The organism is Marinobacterium sedimentorum, from assembly GCF_024267675.1.
In the GTDB taxonomy this organism is placed as follows: domain Bacteria; phylum Pseudomonadota; class Gammaproteobacteria; order Pseudomonadales; family Balneatricaceae; genus Marinobacterium_A; species Marinobacterium_A sedimentorum.
In genome coordinates this window covers 114,281-129,451 of sequence record NZ_JALDYX010000009.1, presented here as the reverse complement: position 1 = coordinate 129,451, position 15,171 = coordinate 114,281, and the positions used below count along the sequence as shown (strand labels likewise).

At 56.3% G+C, this 15,171-nt stretch carries 17 protein-coding genes; 3 read left to right on the top strand and 14 right to left on the bottom strand.

Annotation, left to right across the window (positions count from 1 at the left end):
• Positions 1 to 5 precede the first annotated feature (5 nt).
• Positions 6 to 2,126 carry a type I secretion system permease/ATPase gene (locus MRS74_RS10490; protein ID WP_254580237.1) on the bottom strand — a complete coding sequence of 707 codons (2,121 nt, stop codon included), beginning with the start codon at positions 2,124 to 2,126 and terminating at the stop codon, positions 6 to 8.
• Between the two features lie 37 nt (positions 2,127 to 2,163).
• On the opposite strand from MRS74_RS10490, the gene MRS74_RS10485 reads away from it, so the two are divergent.
• Positions 2,164 to 2,577, top strand: a complete 414-nt coding sequence (locus MRS74_RS10485) for a hypothetical protein (protein WP_254580236.1) — start codon at positions 2,164 to 2,166, stop codon at positions 2,575 to 2,577.
• A 256-nt stretch (positions 2,578 to 2,833) separates the two neighbouring features.
• Here MRS74_RS10485 and iscX read toward each other — a convergent pair whose 3' ends face one another.
• The 9 genes from iscX to MRS74_RS10440 form a co-directional block, all read right to left on the bottom strand.
• The gene (gene iscX / locus MRS74_RS10480) at positions 2,834 to 3,034 is read right to left on the bottom strand and encodes a Fe-S cluster assembly protein IscX (RefSeq protein WP_254580235.1); all 201 of its coding nucleotides are present in this window, start codon (positions 3,032 to 3,034) and stop codon (positions 2,834 to 2,836) included.
• A gap of 14 nt (positions 3,035 to 3,048) precedes the next feature.
• Positions 3,049 to 3,387, bottom strand: coding sequence for an ISC system 2Fe-2S type ferredoxin (gene fdx / locus MRS74_RS10475; RefSeq protein ID WP_254580234.1), 339 nt, complete (start codon positions 3,385 to 3,387; stop codon positions 3,049 to 3,051).
• Positions 3,387 to 5,267: a Fe-S protein assembly chaperone HscA gene (gene hscA, locus MRS74_RS10470; protein ID WP_254580233.1), complete on the bottom strand. Its 1,881-nt coding sequence runs from the start codon at positions 5,265 to 5,267 to the stop codon at positions 3,387 to 3,389. The genes fdx and hscA overlap by 1 nt, the downstream gene beginning before the upstream one ends.
• 15 nt (positions 5,268 to 5,282) lie before the next feature.
• A complete protein-coding gene (gene hscB, locus MRS74_RS10465) occupies positions 5,283 to 5,816 on the bottom strand; it encodes a Fe-S protein assembly co-chaperone HscB (protein ID WP_254580232.1) in 534 nt (177 codons plus the stop codon).
• A gap of 20 nt (positions 5,817 to 5,836) precedes the next feature.
• Entirely contained in the window at positions 5,837 to 6,160 is a 324-nt protein-coding gene (gene iscA, locus MRS74_RS10460) for an iron-sulfur cluster assembly protein IscA (RefSeq protein WP_254580231.1), read from the bottom strand.
• A 58-nt stretch (positions 6,161 to 6,218) separates the two neighbouring features.
• Entirely contained in the window at positions 6,219 to 6,602 is a 384-nt protein-coding gene (gene iscU, locus MRS74_RS10455; RefSeq protein WP_254580230.1) for a Fe-S cluster assembly scaffold IscU, read from the bottom strand.
• 31 nt (positions 6,603 to 6,633) lie between these two features.
• Complete coding sequence (locus tag MRS74_RS10450) at positions 6,634 to 7,848, bottom strand: IscS subfamily cysteine desulfurase (RefSeq protein WP_254580229.1); 1,215 nt, start codon at positions 7,846 to 7,848, stop codon at positions 6,634 to 6,636.
• Between the two features lie 23 nt (positions 7,849 to 7,871).
• Positions 7,872 to 8,372: a Fe-S cluster assembly transcriptional regulator IscR gene (gene iscR / locus MRS74_RS10445; protein WP_254580228.1), complete on the bottom strand. Its 501-nt coding sequence runs from the start codon at positions 8,370 to 8,372 to the stop codon at positions 7,872 to 7,874.
• Positions 8,373 to 8,497: 125 nt separating this feature from the next.
• Positions 8,498 to 9,235, bottom strand: a complete 738-nt coding sequence (locus MRS74_RS10440) for an RNA methyltransferase (protein WP_254580227.1) — start codon at positions 9,233 to 9,235, stop codon at positions 8,498 to 8,500.
• Between the two features lie 132 nt (positions 9,236 to 9,367).
• Here MRS74_RS10440 and MRS74_RS10435 point away from each other — a divergent pair, with 132 nt between their 5' ends.
• Positions 9,368 to 10,180, top strand: a complete 813-nt coding sequence (locus MRS74_RS10435; RefSeq protein ID WP_254580226.1) for an inositol monophosphatase family protein — start codon at positions 9,368 to 9,370, stop codon at positions 10,178 to 10,180.
• 324 nt (positions 10,181 to 10,504) lie between these two features.
• Here MRS74_RS10435 and MRS74_RS10430 read toward each other — a convergent pair whose 3' ends face one another.
• Positions 10,505 to 11,731, bottom strand: a complete 1,227-nt coding sequence (locus tag MRS74_RS10430; protein WP_254580225.1) for an argininosuccinate synthase — start codon at positions 11,729 to 11,731, stop codon at positions 10,505 to 10,507.
• Positions 11,732 to 11,838: 107 nt separating this feature from the next.
• On the bottom strand, positions 11,839 to 12,678 hold the full coding sequence (locus MRS74_RS10425; protein ID WP_254580224.1) for a flagellar protein MotY: 840 nt from the start codon (positions 12,676 to 12,678) through the stop codon (positions 11,839 to 11,841).
• Positions 12,679 to 12,919: 241 nt separating this feature from the next.
• On the opposite strand from MRS74_RS10425, the gene rnt reads away from it, so the two are divergent.
• Complete coding sequence (gene rnt, locus MRS74_RS10420; protein ID WP_438362330.1) at positions 12,920 to 13,576, top strand: ribonuclease T; 657 nt, start codon at positions 12,920 to 12,922, stop codon at positions 13,574 to 13,576.
• 265 nt (positions 13,577 to 13,841) lie between these two features.
• On the opposite strand, the gene MRS74_RS10415 is transcribed toward rnt, so the two are convergent.
• Together MRS74_RS10415 and grxD are read right to left on the bottom strand one after the other, a co-directional pair.
• Positions 13,842 to 14,444 (bottom strand): peroxiredoxin, encoded by a 603-nt coding sequence (locus tag MRS74_RS10415; RefSeq protein ID WP_254580223.1) that lies wholly within the window; start codon positions 14,442 to 14,444, stop codon positions 13,842 to 13,844.
• Between the two features lie 97 nt (positions 14,445 to 14,541).
• Positions 14,542 to 14,880 (bottom strand): Grx4 family monothiol glutaredoxin, encoded by a 339-nt coding sequence (grxD, locus tag MRS74_RS10410; protein ID WP_254580222.1) that lies wholly within the window; start codon positions 14,878 to 14,880, stop codon positions 14,542 to 14,544.
• Positions 14,881 to 15,171: the final 291 nt, after the last annotated feature.

Genomic DNA, 15,171 nt, shown 5'->3' with positions numbered 1-15,171 from the left:
GTTCCCTAGGTCCGGATCTGCAGGCGGCCCTGCTTCAGCGCATCCAGCACGGCCTGCTTGGGCCCGTCTGCCACCACCTTGCCACCGTCAATCACGATCAACCTGTCCACCAGCGTCAGCAGGGACATCTTGTGCGTGACCAGCAACAGGGTACGTTCGCTGGCATAGCTGGCCAGCTGTTTCTTCAGATACTCTTCAGAGGCGTTATCCATGGCGTTGGATGGTTCATCAAGCACCAGCAAACGGGGGTCATGGATCAGCGCCCGCGCGACGGCCACGGACTGACGCTGACCGCCGGACAGGGCCGCACCGCGCTCCCCCACCTGCATGTCAAAGCCCAGCGGATGGCGATTGATAAAATGATCTGCGCCCGACAGTTCTGCCACTCGTAACACCTGCTCGTCGGTCGCATGGGGCGAGCCCAGGGTAATATTTTCCCGCAGCGTGCCGGCAAACAGCATGATGTCCTGTGGTACATAGCCCAGATGACGGCGCAGATCGACCGGATCAATCTGACTGATGTCGATACCGTCGATGCGGATGGCGCCTTCGGTCGGACTGTAAAGTCCCATCAGCAGCTTCTCGATGGTGGACTTGCCGGAGCCGATGCGACCGATCAGCGCGACCTTTTCGCCCGCCTGCAGGCGAAAAGACACCTGATCCAGCACTTTTTGCTGCTCACCCGGGTAGGCAAAAGACACCTGATTGAATTCGATCGCACCCTTGAGTACGGGGCGATGCACGAAATGCCGGTCATTCTCACGCTCCTCCGGCATAGCCATGATCTGGTTCAGTGTTTTAAGCGCCGTGGAGGCCTGGTGGAAATTAGTGATCAGCCCCGCCAGCTGCCCCATGGGCGCGATAACCCGGCCGGCCAGAATGACACTGGCAATAAGGGCACCGAGGGTCAACTCGTTTTCACTGATCAGGTAGACGCCGAAAATCACCAGTGCGGTGGAGGTCAACTGCTGCACAAGCCCGGCAAAATTGACCACCGACGACGACAGCATGCGAGAACGCAACCCCCAGCGCGCGATATAACCGCCTGCCTGCTCCCAGCGCAGCTGCAACGGTGATGCGGCACGCTGTGTCTTTACGGTTTCCATGGCCGTCAGGGTTTCGATCAGAATTGAGTTCTTCTGGGATGCCGATTCAAAGGTCTTTTCAACGGACTCCCGCAGACGTGGGCGCACAATCAGCGAAAAAAGATAAATAACCGGGATGGCCACCACCGGCACAATAACCAGAGGACCACCTATAAGGCCAATGACCGCAAGAAATATAAGCGCAAAGGGAATATCGATCAGCACCGTATTCACGGTGGAACTGAGCATTGAACGAATGCTTTCAAACTCACGCAGATTATTAGCAAAGGAGCCAACAGAGCGCGGCATGGCGCCATACTTGATGGCCTGCACCTTTTCAAACAGCAGTGCCGACAACAGAATATCGGTTTTCTTGCCCGCCACTTCGATAAAGTAGGCGCGCAGCATTTTAAGGCCAAAATCGAAGATATATACCACGAACAGACCGATCGCCAGCACCCAGAGGGTTTCAATCGCAGCGTTCGGCACTACCCGGTCATAAACGTTCATCACGAACAGCGGACTGGCCAGTACAAACAGGTTTATCATCAGGGACGCCAGCAGCACATCCCGATATATGGCCACTGAACGCTTCAGCGTACCCCAGAACCAGTGCCCTTCCCGATCCGCCAGCACCTTGGAAACACGTTCGCTGTAGCGATATTCCAGCCGCACGAAAATGGCAAAGCCGCTGTAGTGCTGGTCAAGTTCGCTCAAACCGATGCGATGTTTGCCACCGCTTTCAGGCTGAATGATAAAGGCCGAGCTATCCTCAGCATCCAGTTCCTGCAGAATACAGGCTTTGCCGTCGTCCAGTATCAGCACCACAGGCAGCACCAGTGGCGTGATCTCAGCCAATGGGCGACCTAATACCCGCGCCGCAAGACCTGCACGTTTGGCGGCCTGTACAAACAGCCTGGGCGTCAGCCGATTATCCTCGAGCGGCAGCCCTGCACTGAGCACAGCAGCCGACAACGGATTGTGATTTTGCTTGCTAAGTTCTACCAGACAACTCAGGAGGGGGTCTTGAATTTCATCCATGTCCTTGACCTGCTCGGAACGCGGCCTACATACTAGCATGCAACCTAACTACCTGAAATCCCTGACTCTGATGCTCTATGCGATAAGGAACCCGGAGGGCCGAATTATTGGCCTGACCGAATCAGCCCAGCCCGGTTTACAGGCCGTAGACGTTAAAAACAGGGACGTTCTTGAGTTCCTGTCGATCAACGATGACGACTTCTCGGCCGAAGACTTTCTCGACCAGTCCGATGTCGGCACAGTTCGCATCATTGAGGACATAATCGACATCCTGATCGCAAAAAACCTGGTCCTGTTTACGGATTTCCCGCTCGCATCGCAGAAAAAGCTACTCAGCCGCAAGCTCGCACGCAGCATTATCCAGGCAGAGTCGCCGGAGCCCGCGTCCCAGACGACGGATTCCCAAAAGACCCCCTCAATTCTCATTGAGGACGACGAGTCCTGGCTCTGAGACTGCGCCGACTTTTTCAGCCACTCCTTGGCACGGGCTCTGTACGAAGGTTTGGGCAGAACCGGGTACATTACCGTCTAACCCGGCAACTGTAACGCCCTGGGCGCCGACAGCCACGACGGGCACTGCTGCCATACACACAGATAAGGCACTCCGATCGCGCATGAGGCCGAGCATGGGGCTGCCAAACGGGCAAAAAAAATCCGGCACCCCCAAGGGATACCGGATTCTGTAAAGCCGCCGACGCCAGACTGACTCAGTCCTGCTCTTCTATCCAGGCCATCTGTATGGCTTCGAGGATCTTCTCGCCGCAATGATTCGGGTCATCATCGAACTCTTCGAGCTCCATGACCCAGCGATACAAATCCGGAAAGCTGACCGTAATGGGATCTACATCGGGGAACCGCTCACAGAGTTCAATCGCGATATCGTTTACATCTACCCACTTTATGCCCACGCTAGCCCCCTACATCAGTGCCGTTCAGAAACCTGATTGATGGTGTATTTGGGAATTTCGACGACCAGGTCTTCATCCCCCACCAGCGCCTGACAGCTCAACCGCGACTCCGGCTCCAGCCCCCAGGCCTTGTCGAGCATATCTTCCTCGAGCTCATCCGCTTCATCCAGAGAGACAAAACCTTCTCGCACAATAATATGGCAAGTGGTGCAGGCGCAGGATTTCTCGCACGCATGCTCAATCTCCAAGCCATTGGCCAGAGCCGCATCACAGACGGTTACACCCGGTTCCACCTGAATAACCTTGCCTTGCGGGCACAGATCCGCGTGGGGCAGGAATATTATCTGCGGCATTAACGACCCTCCTCGATTTCATCAATATTGTGCCCCTGCAGAGCACGCTGAATACTGGCATCCATCCGGCGCGAGGCGAACTCGTCACTGGCGGCCGCCAACGCTTTTACACCACTTTCGATAGCACGGTGATCAGACCCGGCACGCAATTCCTGCAGCTGCATCATCGCGGCCTGCAGAACTTCACGCTCCGCCGGCGTCAGCAAAGCCGCACCGTCTTCGATCAGCGCCTGCTCCAGCGAGTGCAGCAAGCGGTCTGCATCCACCTGCTGTTCACGCAGATTTCGCAACACCAGATCTTCCTGTGCAAAGCTGTAGGATTCCTTCAGCATGCGCTCGATTTCGGTATCGCTCAGACCATAGGAAGGCTTGACCTGAATCCGGCTTTCGACACCGGTGGAAAGCTCTTTGGCCTCAACATTCAACAGGCCATCGGCGTCCACCTGAAAGGTCACGCGGATTTTGGCGGCACCGGCAGCCATTGGCGGAATACCACGCAGCTCAAAACGCGCCAGCGAGCGACAGTCATCAACCAGCTCCCGCTCACCCTGCAGCACGTGAATCGCCATGGCCGTCTGACCATCCTGATAGGTGGTGAACTCCTGGGCCTTGGCGACCGGAATCGCGGTATTGCGGGGCACCAGCTTTTCAACCAGCCCACCCATGATTTCAAGCCCCAAAGACAGCGGAATAACGTCCAGCAGCAGCATGTCGCTGTCCGGCTTGTTACCTGCCAGCACATCGGCCTGCAGTGCCGCACCAAGCGCCACCACGCGGTCCGGATCTATATCGATTCGCAGCGCCTTGCCAAAAAACTGCTGCACGGCCTCGCGTACCTGAGGCACGCGCGTCGAGCCCCCCACCATGACGATATCCTGCACCTGCGCCACGCTTACACCGGCGTCTTTCAGCGCACGACGACAGGCACGAATGGTGCGCGCCACCAGATCATGGATAAGCTCGCCAAACTGGTCACTGTCTATACAGACGCGCTTCTCGACACCCGCGACGGCAAGCAGCGTCTCAACGACAGGCTCGTCAGTCAGACGCTCCTTGATACTGCGCGCCTGTTCGGTCAGGTAGCGCGCATCCGCCGAACCCAGCCCGGCCGCGATGCCAAGCTGATCCACCAGCCAGTTGGCCAGCGCCAGATCCAGATCGTCGCCCCCCAGGGCACTGTCGCCACCGGTCGCCATGACCTCGAACACACCCTTGCTGAGACGCAGAATGGAAATATCGAAGGTACCGCCGCCCAGATCATACACAGCGATCACGCCTTCGGCGGCCTCATCAAGGCCATAGGCCACAGCCGCGGCGGTTGGCTCGCTCAGCAGACGCAGCACCTTGAGCCCCGCCAGGGTCGCCGCATCCTTGGTGGCCTGACGCTGGGCATCATCGAAATAGGCCGGCACCGTAATCACGGCACCCGTCAGTTCACCACCCAGGGAATCTTCGGCGCGGCGCTGCAGCGTGCGCAGAATATCCGCGGATATCTCCACCGGGCTCTTCACTCCGGCGGCAGTCGACAGGTAGGGCATGCCCTCATCCAGACGCTCAAAGCGGTAGGGCAGCTCGTCACCCAGCTTCTTAATATCGGCAACACCGCGCCCCATAAGGCGCTTGACGGACTGAATGGTGTTGAAGGGATCAGCAACCGCCTGGGCATAGGCGTCATGGCCCACTTCAGGCCCGCCTTCGGCAAGATAACGCACGACGGATGGCAGCGTATGTCGCCCCTGCTCATCCGGCAGAGTCACCGATTCGCCACTGCGAACCGTCGCGACCAGTGAATTTGTGGTACCCAGATCAATACCCACCGCGAGCTTGCGCTTGTGGGGATCCGGGCTCTGTCCGGGTTCAGCTATTTGCAACAAGGCCATTTGTTCAACTCAGAATCAGTACAAGTCGTCTTCGAGACGCTCTATTTCACGCCTCAGCTTATCCAGGAACTGCATCTTCCTGACGGCCGCAGCAGCAGCATGGAGCGAGGCTTCAGCGGGCACAGTAATCTGGCTGCAAAATTCAGCCTGCAAGGGCGCCATCATCTGTTCGACATCCTCCCCCAGTGCCGCCAGTTCAGCTTCCGGGTCTGCATGCTGCGGCGCATCTTCGAGCCGTTCGCGCAATTCCATCTGCTGCATTAGAAACGCAGGATCCATAGGTGCGCTGCTCTCGTTATGGGTATCAATACCCTGCAGCTTGAGCAGGTACTGAGCCCGCAACAAGGACGCGCGCAACGTGGCATAGCCTTCATTCAGATAGGCTGTGTACTGCGCAGACAGTCGGCGTTCCTGGTCGGAAAGGTGAGCGAAGCGATCGGGATGGAGTTTCTTTTGCAGCTCAAGGTGACGCTGCGACAGCAGCCCAAGATCTATATCAAAGACCTCGGGCAAGCCGTAAAACTCAAAGAAGTTTTGCTTGATATCCATGCGACTCCGGACGAACTGGATCAGACGTTAAAGCTTTCGCCGCAACCGCATTCGTTACGCACATTCGGGTTATTGAACTGAAAACCTTCGTTCAACCCTTCACGCACATAATCCAGCTCTGTACCGTCCAGATAAATCAGACTCTTTGGATCCACTACAACCTTGACACCGCTGGCCTCGAACACCATATCCTGCGCCTCGACGTCATCGAAAAATTCAAGCACGTATGCCATGCCCGAACACCCCGTCGTACGGACGGCCAGACGGATGCCTTCACCGTGCCCGCGTTTTTCAAGATAGCCGACCACGTGTTTGACAGCGGCCGGTGTCATGGTAATAGCCATAGGTCAATACTTCCCCGCGCCGCGTGATTCGCGACGCCACAGCTGAATAGATGAAGCCTTACCGGCCCTGCTTCTGCTTGTAGTCGGCGACCGCAGCCTTGATGGCATCTTCAGCCAGAACCGAGCAGTGAATTTTCACTGGCGGCAACGCCAGTTCATCAGCAATCTGGGTATTTTTCAGCTCAGCCGCCTGATCCAGCGTCATACCCTTGACCCATTCGGTCACCAGAGAACTGGACGCGATTGCAGAACCGCAACCGTAGGTCTTGAACTTGGCATCTTCGATAACACCGGTATCACTGACCTTGATCTGCAGGCGCATTACATCGCCACAGGCCGGTGCGCCGACCATGCCGGTACCCACACTGTGATCCGCAGCGTCCATTTTGCCGACATTGCGTGGATTTTCGTAGTGATCTATAACTTTTTCGCTGTAAGCCATGACTATATCCTCTTATTCGTCCGCAGCCGCCTTAGTGGTGAACCCACTCGACCTTGCTCAAATCAACACCATCTTTAAACATGTCCCACAGTGGTGACAGCTCCCGCAGCTTACCTACCGCACCACGGATGTCCTGGATCACGTGATCAACATCCTCTTCGGTGGTAAAGCGACCGATGGAGAAACGGATTGAGCTGTGTGCCATTTCGTCGTTGAGACCCAAAGCACGCAGTACGTAGGAAGGCTCCAGGCTCGCCGAGGTGCAGGCAGATCCTGACGACACCGCCAGATCCTTCAGCGACATCAGCAGAGACTCGCCTTCAACGAAGGCGAAGCTGATGTTCAGGTTACCCGGTACGCGCTGGGTCAGAGACCCGTTTACATAGACCTCTTCCATATCCTTGACGCCCGCCAGCAGGCGATCACGCAGCGTGATCAGGCGTTCGTTTTCAGCCACCATTTCCAGCTTGGCGATACGAAACGCCTCACCCATGCCGACGATCTGATGCGTTGCCAGAGTACCGGAGCGCATGCCGCGCTCATGTCCGCCACCGTGCATCTGAGCCTCAATGCGAACACGCGGCTTGCGGCTTACATAAAGTGCACCTATGCCCTTGGGGCCGTATACCTTGTGCGCCGAGAAGGACATCAGATCGACCTTCAGCTTGCTCATGTCGATATCGACCTTGCCGGCGCTCTGAGCGGCATCAACATGGAAAATGATGCCCTTGGCACGGGTAATTTCACCGATAGCGGCGATATCAGTCAGGGTGCCGACTTCATTATTCACGTGCATCAGGGACACCAGAATGGTGTCTTCACGGATGGCACCTGCAACAACCGAAGGCTCAATAATGCCTTCCTTGTTGGGATCCAGGTAGGTCACTTCGAAACCTTCACGCTCCAGTTGACGGGCTGTATCCAGTACCGCCTTGTGCTCGATGCGCGAGGTGATGATGTGCTTGCCTTTCTTCTGGTAGAAATGCGCCGCACCCTTGATAGCCAGGTTGTCGGACTCGGTCGCACCGGAGGTCCAGACGATCTCACGCGGATCGGCGTTAATCAGCTCAGCCACCTGGCGGCGGGCATTTTCAACCGCTTCTTCGGCCTTCCAGCCAAACAGATGAGAGCGCGATGCCGGGTTACCGAAGTTACCCTCCATCGTCAGGCACTCAATCATCTTTTCCGCAACCCGCGGATCAACCGGGGTGGTGGCAGAATAATCCAGATAAATCGGCAACTTCATTCTCTATCTCCGGTACAAATCGGTTACACCGCCGCCTTGCGATCGGCAGGCGCTTTTTCACCCGTACTCATGATCAGCTGATCCACATAGCGACGATCCTGCCGCTTGGCAACCTGCTGTACGTCTTTACGCTGGACCAGATCCAGCAAACTGATACTGCTCAGGAAGGCATGAATCTGCTCGCTCAGATCGCACCACAAATGGTGCGTCAGACAGGTCTGACCCGACTGACAGTCACCACTGCCATGACAACCCGTGGCATCAACGGACTCATTCACCGCATCAATCACTTCGGCCACATTGATGTTTACCTGATCACGACTCAGCTGATAACCACCGCCGGGGCCTCGCACACTGCGCACCAGCTCACTGCGTCTGAGCTTGGCAAACAACTGCTCCAGATAGGACAGCGAGATACCCTGACGCTCGGAAATATCAGCCAGACTGATCGGGCCTTTTCCTGCATGCAACGCCAAATCAAGCATCGCTGTAACGGCATAACGGCCTTTGGTGGTCAATCGCATAAGCTTCCTCTCGACACCGGGCGACTCGTGCAAGCATTATGCAATAGCCTACAAAAACGATCAACTATTTAACCTACTAAAATAGTCGGCTAATAAGACCCCAGCGCCAACACCAGCGCTACGCCTCAGCCGCCGCCGACCTTCTTGTTCACCGCCGTCAGAATGCCACGCAGCACATTAACTTCAACCTTGTCCGGCACGGCACGCAGCAAAAGACGACGCAGCCGGGGCATCAACTGACGGGGATTGTCCGGATTCAGGAACTCGATATCAACTAAAGTACTCTCCAGATGCTCAAACATCCGCTCAATCTCGCCACTGTCGGCCAGGTCGATATCCCAGGGCGTACCCCAGCGCGGCTTCTCGACCGCGCTGCCGGCCAGCGCCATCATGCGTAACTCATAAGCGATAACCTGCACCGCCGCCGCCAGATTAAGCGAACTGAAACCCTCAACCGATGGGATATGCACGTGCTGGTGACAGCAATGCAGCTCTTCGTTGGTCAGCCCCCGGTCTTCGCGCCCGAAAACGATCGCAACACGCAGCTCAGGACGCACCTCAGAGACGATTGCCGCCATTTCCCGCGGATCAATTACGGGCCAGGGGATATGACGACCACGGGCACTGGCTCCGATCACAAGATGGCAGTCCGCCACGGCATCGGCGAGCTCAGGCACTATGCCGGCGTTATCCAGCAGATCGGTTGCGCCGGACGCACGCACCACCGCCGCCTCGCTGGGAAAGTCATTGGGGGCAACCAGACAGAGGTCAGACAACCCCATGTTCTTCATCGCCCTCGCCACGCCGCCAACGTTACCCGGATGGGAGGTATTGACCAGCACAATGCGGATATTCTCGAGCATTTTTCGCGCCTGTAGGTTCAAGGGGGCGATATTTTAACAGAACAGGCCGTTTTAGGTGAATTAGTGTTATTCCAGCGCCACAGATTTTGTATAATACCGGGTTTTGGCTCGCTACATATTAGGTCCCTACTGATGCAACCGATGGTAAACATTGCCCTGCGCGCTGCGCGTCTTGCAGGAGAGCAAATCGCACGTGCCGTGGAGCGCCTTGATTTGATCAAATCCGAGCAGCAAGGCGTCGCTGAATTCCTGAACGAGACCTGTGTACAGGCCGAGCGAACCATCGTGCACACGATTCAGAAAGCTTACCCGAGCCACACCATCGTCGGTGAATACTCAGGCGAACACGCACCGCTGCAGGATGGCCTGGCCTTCATCTGGAATATCAACCCGATCGACAGCATCACCAACTTCGCCAATGGCCTGCCCGTCTTTGCCATCAGCATGTCCGGTCACTGCAACAATAAGATCGAGCACGCCATTGTCCTGAACCCCATGGCCGGTGAGGAATTCACCTGCAGCCGCGGTTACGGCGCCCACTTCAACGGCAAGCGCCTGCGCGTCAGCAACCGCAAAACCATTCAGGGCTCACTGATCGGCACCGGCTTTATCGGCCGCACCAGCGACAAGCCCTACCTGAACGAATTCCAGGAGATGTTCCGTAACATCATCCTGGCAGACGGCAAGACCTTCAACGGCGGCTCCCCCGCCCTGAACCTGGCCTATACCGCCGCAGGACGCCTGGACGGATTCTTCCAGATCGGCCTGCAGCAGAATGAAATTGAAGCAGGCATGCTGCTACTGCAAGAAGCCGGCGGCCTGGTAGGCGACTTCACCGGCGGTACCGGCTATCGCACCAGCGGCAACCTGGTGGCGGGCAACCCAAAAATGTTCAAGGCCCTGCTGCAAAGCATTCGCCCAACCCTGAACGAATCACTGAAGTAACGGCACCCGCCAACACTTAAAGCCCGCACCTGCAAAAAATGCCAGCCAGTGACACCACAGGCTGGCATTTTTTATTTCAGACGCCCTAGCAACACCCTCCTCCCCAAAAAATACCCTTTCACAATACCGACACCACTGACAAGACAAACCAACCCCCCCCCCCAACCAATCGAGACAAAACACCCGACGTCCGAACGATACGCATAAAAAATCCGGAACCCACTTAGTGAATTCCGGATTCTGTTACATCCCCAGGCGACTGACAGATCTCAGATAATGACTACCAGAACACGGCCTCAGGCTTATCCAGGCATCAGAAACTGATCAGTCTTCCAGCAGGTTACGACCCTTGCTTGCTGCAATACGCATGCGCAGCGCATTCAGCTTGATAAAGCCCTCCGCATCCTTCTGATCATAGGACCCGGCATCGTCCTCGAAGGTCGCGATGCTTTCATCAAACAGACTGCCGGCAGAACGACGACCAACAACCTCGACATTGCCCTTGTACAGCTTCAGACGCACATCGCCGTTAACGTGGCGCTGGCTGTAATCGATCAGCTGCTGCATCATCTTGCGCTCTTCAGACCACCAGAAACCGTTATAGATGGTTTCAGCATAACGCGGCATCAGCTCGTCTTTGAGGTGCGCAGCCTCACGATCCAGCGTAATGGACTCAATGGCACGGTGCGCACGCAGCATGATGGTGCCACCCGGAGTCTCGTAGCAACCACGGGACTTCATGCCGACAAAGCGGTTCTCGACTATATCGAGCCGACCAATACCGTTGGCACCACCGATCCGGTTCAGCGTTTCCAGCACGGTCGCCGGAGACATAGCCTCACCGTTGATGGCAACGATATCACCCTTGGCGTAGGTCAGCTCAAGGTAGGTCGCCTCATTCGGCGCCTGCTCAGGCGATACCGACCAGCGCCACATATCATCTTCCGCCTCCGCCCAGGGATCTTCCAGCACGCCACCTTCATAAGAGATGTGCAGCAGATTGGCGTCCATGGAGTACGGAGACTTTTTCTTCTTGCCAGCGAAATCAACGGGAATATTGCGGTCTTCACAATATTTCATCAGCGTTTCACGGGACGTCAGATCCCACTCGCGCCAAGGGGCGATTACCTTGACGCCCGGCTTGAGTGCATAGGCACCCAATTCAAAACGCACCTGATCGTTCCCCTTGCCGGTCGCGCCATGGGAAATGGCATCGGCGCCGGTTGAGTTGGCAATTTCAATCAGTCGCTTGGCAATCAGCGGACGCGCGATGGACGTACCCAGCAGATACTCACCCTCGTACACGGTATTGGCACGGAACATCGGGAATACGAAGTCACGCACAAACTCTTCACGCAGGTCTTCGATGTAAATTTCTTTTACACCCAGAGCCTCAGCCTTGGCACGCGCAGGCTCAACCTCCTCACCCTGCCCCAGATCGGCAGTAAAAGTGACCACTTCGCAATTATAAGTATCCTGCAACCAGCGGACGATGACAGAAGTATCAAGTCCGCCGGAGTAGGCCAGCACAACCTTTTTAATATCGGACATGTCTCAGCTCCACATGAGATCGCCCGGAGGCTGGAATCAGCCTCCGGGAAAAGAATCTATTCGCGAAAAACGCGGCAGTATATCAGGAAAGCACCTGACTCAGAAGGCTATTCACGCTCAAGACGGATAGTGACGCGACGGTTGCGATCCCGGTTCGCCGCCGAATTATTCGGCACCACTGGATAACGCTCACCATGAAAGCGCATGGTGATCATGGACTCATCCATGCCCTTGGATTTCAGGTACTCGGTCACAGCCTCGGCCCGCTTCTTCGACAGATCCCGGTTCAACAGGCGCCGACCCAGGTTATCGGAATGGCCATCCACGTAGACTGACTGCACGCTGTCATCATGCTTGACATAGAGCGCGATCAGATCGAGTCGCGCCCGGGCCGAATCAGACAGCACATGGGTCGCAGGCGGAAACAGCACCGCCGTGCGTGCCACCTGACGGTAATTCACCGGCAGCAAGCCCGCAACGCAGCCGCTGTAGTCCTGATAGGCCGAACCAAAATTCGCCGCCGACACCCCAACCCGCAGCGCCTCCGCGGTCCCCTGCCAGTCGGTTCGAGTAAAGGTGGGCACCAGCCCCCTGTACAGAAACGCCAGCATCTGACGGGCGTAATTTGAGGCGACATCAATATCACCACTGGCGGCATCCACCTTGAGCGTCGCAATCATCTGCGGCGCCGCGCCCGGCCGCCACGGCGGTGCCTCAGCCACCAGCAGTGCCTGCGCCGAAGCATGCACCTGCTCAACCGCCCGCAGACTGAAACGCACATCCTCCCCCGCCTCGCGCTCAAACAGCGCCCGCCCGTACGCCGGCACAGCCTGACTCAGACGACAACTGAACCTGGAGGACTCCAATTCCCAGCGCGAATCATCAATCGCGGCCCGATAGGTGACCGCCAGGGCAGTCTCGGCACCCAGCCAGACGAGCAACAGCAATGAAAGTCTGCACAGCAAATTTGTCACCCTAACCGCGAACCAGGACATACCCAGATGTATCGACCCGAACCCCATTTTCTTTAGCACGCCACGCCTGACAAAGGCCTGCGGCGATACAAACATATACTCTAAACAGCCTCGACTCTACGGGAATATACGTTCAGTAATGGAGGCCGCGCGCCTGGGTTGCTAGAATAGCGCCTTACTCACCGACTGCACGCGCGGCAATTAAGGACTCCTCTTGAGCAACAGCACCATTCCGCAACTGATGGCAGACCGCTTTCGCGGCTTTCTGCCCGTCGTTATTGACGTTGAAACGGCGGGTTTCAACTCCCGTACCGACGCCCTTCTGGAAGTCGCTGCCGTCACCCTGACGATGGACGAAAACGGCTACCTGATGATCGACCAAAGCTTCGACGAGGCGGTTGACCCATTTGAGGGCGCCAACCTGGAACAATCCGCACTGGATTTCACCGGCATCGACCCCTTTGATCCTGAACGCAACGCCATCCCCGAAACCCTGGCGCTGGAAAACATATTCAAGCCCATCCGCAAGTCGATCAAGGCGCACAACTGCAAGCGCGCAGTTCTGGTTGGCCATAACGCCGCCTTTGACCACAGCTTTATTCAGGCTGCGGCCAGTCGCACCGACGCCAAACGCAACCCCTTCCACCCGTTCTCCACCTTCGATACTGCCACCCTGGCTGGGCTGGCCTATGGACAGACAGTCCTGGCACGGGCCTGCGACGTGGCGGGCATTGATTTCGATGGCAAGAAAGCCCACTCAGCACTCTATGACACCCTCAAGACCGCCGAACTGTTCTGCGCCATCGTCAACCGCTGGAAGGATCTGGGCGGCTGGGACATGGTCCTGGAAAGCCGCCAGTACGACGACTAGCAGCCTGTCGGACTTAACACTGATCTACTGCGAAAAAGCCGACTTTGGTCATTTTTCGCTCTCTTTTTTTTGTAAAATAGAACCACTATTTGCCTCAAAAGAGCTCAAAAACTGCCTCAAAACGGACTTTCCCTCGCTACGACCGGCCACGCCCGACAGGCTGCTAGAAGACCCCGCCCCCAAACACAAAAAACCCGTCACGAAGACGGGTTTTTCATATCTGCAAGGGCCAACTCCGGAGAGTCGGCCCGCACAGCAGACAGGCTTACAGCTTGCCGGACTCTTCAGCCAGGTAAGCAGCAACGCCTTCCGGAGAAGCGTTCATGCCCTTGTCACCCTTGTTCCAGCCAGCCGGGCAAACTTCGCCGTGCTCTTCATGGAACTGCAGCGCATCAACCAGACGGATCAGCTCGTCAATGTTGCGGCCCAGCGGCAGGTCATTGACGATCTGTGCACGCACGTTGCCTTCCTGGTCGATCAGGAAAGCGCCGCGGAATGCAACACCGTCAGCGTGCTCAACATCGTACGCCTGGCAGATTTCGTGCTTGATGTCAGCCACCAGAGTGTATTTCACAGGACCGATACCACCCTGATTAACAGGGGTGTTGCGCCATGCGTTGTGTGAGAACTGGGAATCGATGGAAACACCGATAACCTCAACGTTACGCTCTTTGAATGCAGCAACGCGGTGATCCAGCGCGATCAGCTCAGACGGGCAAACGAAAGTGAAATCCAGCGGGTAGAAGAAAACCAGGCCGTATTTGCCCTTGATGGCTTCTTTCAGGTTGTAGGAATCAACGATTTCGCCAGTGCCCAGAACAGCTGCTGCGGTAAAGTCCGGTGCTTGCTTGCCAACTAGTACGCCCATTACTTCTTTTCTCCGTTTGTCGTCGTATTTCAACGCTTAAAAACTTCGGCGCGACCACTGTGCGTGATCACGCCGAAAGAATAAATGCTGTATTAACTCAGGCTTCTTCTTCAGGAGCCTGGTTCGCCGCGGCCTGCTTGATCAGCGTTTCCAGCTCACCAGTGGCAGCCATCTCGCAGACGATATCGCAACCGCCCACCAGCTCACCATTGACCCACAACTGCGGGAAGGTCGGCCAGTTCGCATACTTGGGCAGCTCTGCACGAATTTCAGGGTTTTCCAGAATGTTCACGAACGCGAAGCGCTCGCCACAATTCATCACAGCTTCTACTGTACGGGATGAAAAACCACATTGCGGGAAACGCGGCGTGCCTTTCATGTAAAGCAGGATGGTATTTTTCTCGACCTGCTCTTTGATAGTATCGATCACACTCATTGATACACCTTTAAAACTACGGTGAAACTCTAGTCCGCCGTGCGCGAACGCCTCGTATCAGCCTACCATATATCCGAGCAAAAGAGTCAGGCAAAAAAACACCCGCACGCCGGCTTCTATCCTCCTGACACAGACCAGTATATTGCGCCAAAGGCTCACCACTTCAACCCCGGGCATAGTCGTTTTTTTACGCATTAGCCCTCGTCTGCCACAGCCACGAACGCCTGCCCGCACGACTTCCATTGCCAAAATGAATACCAGTCAATAGAATGCCTTTCTTTCGTTTGGCAG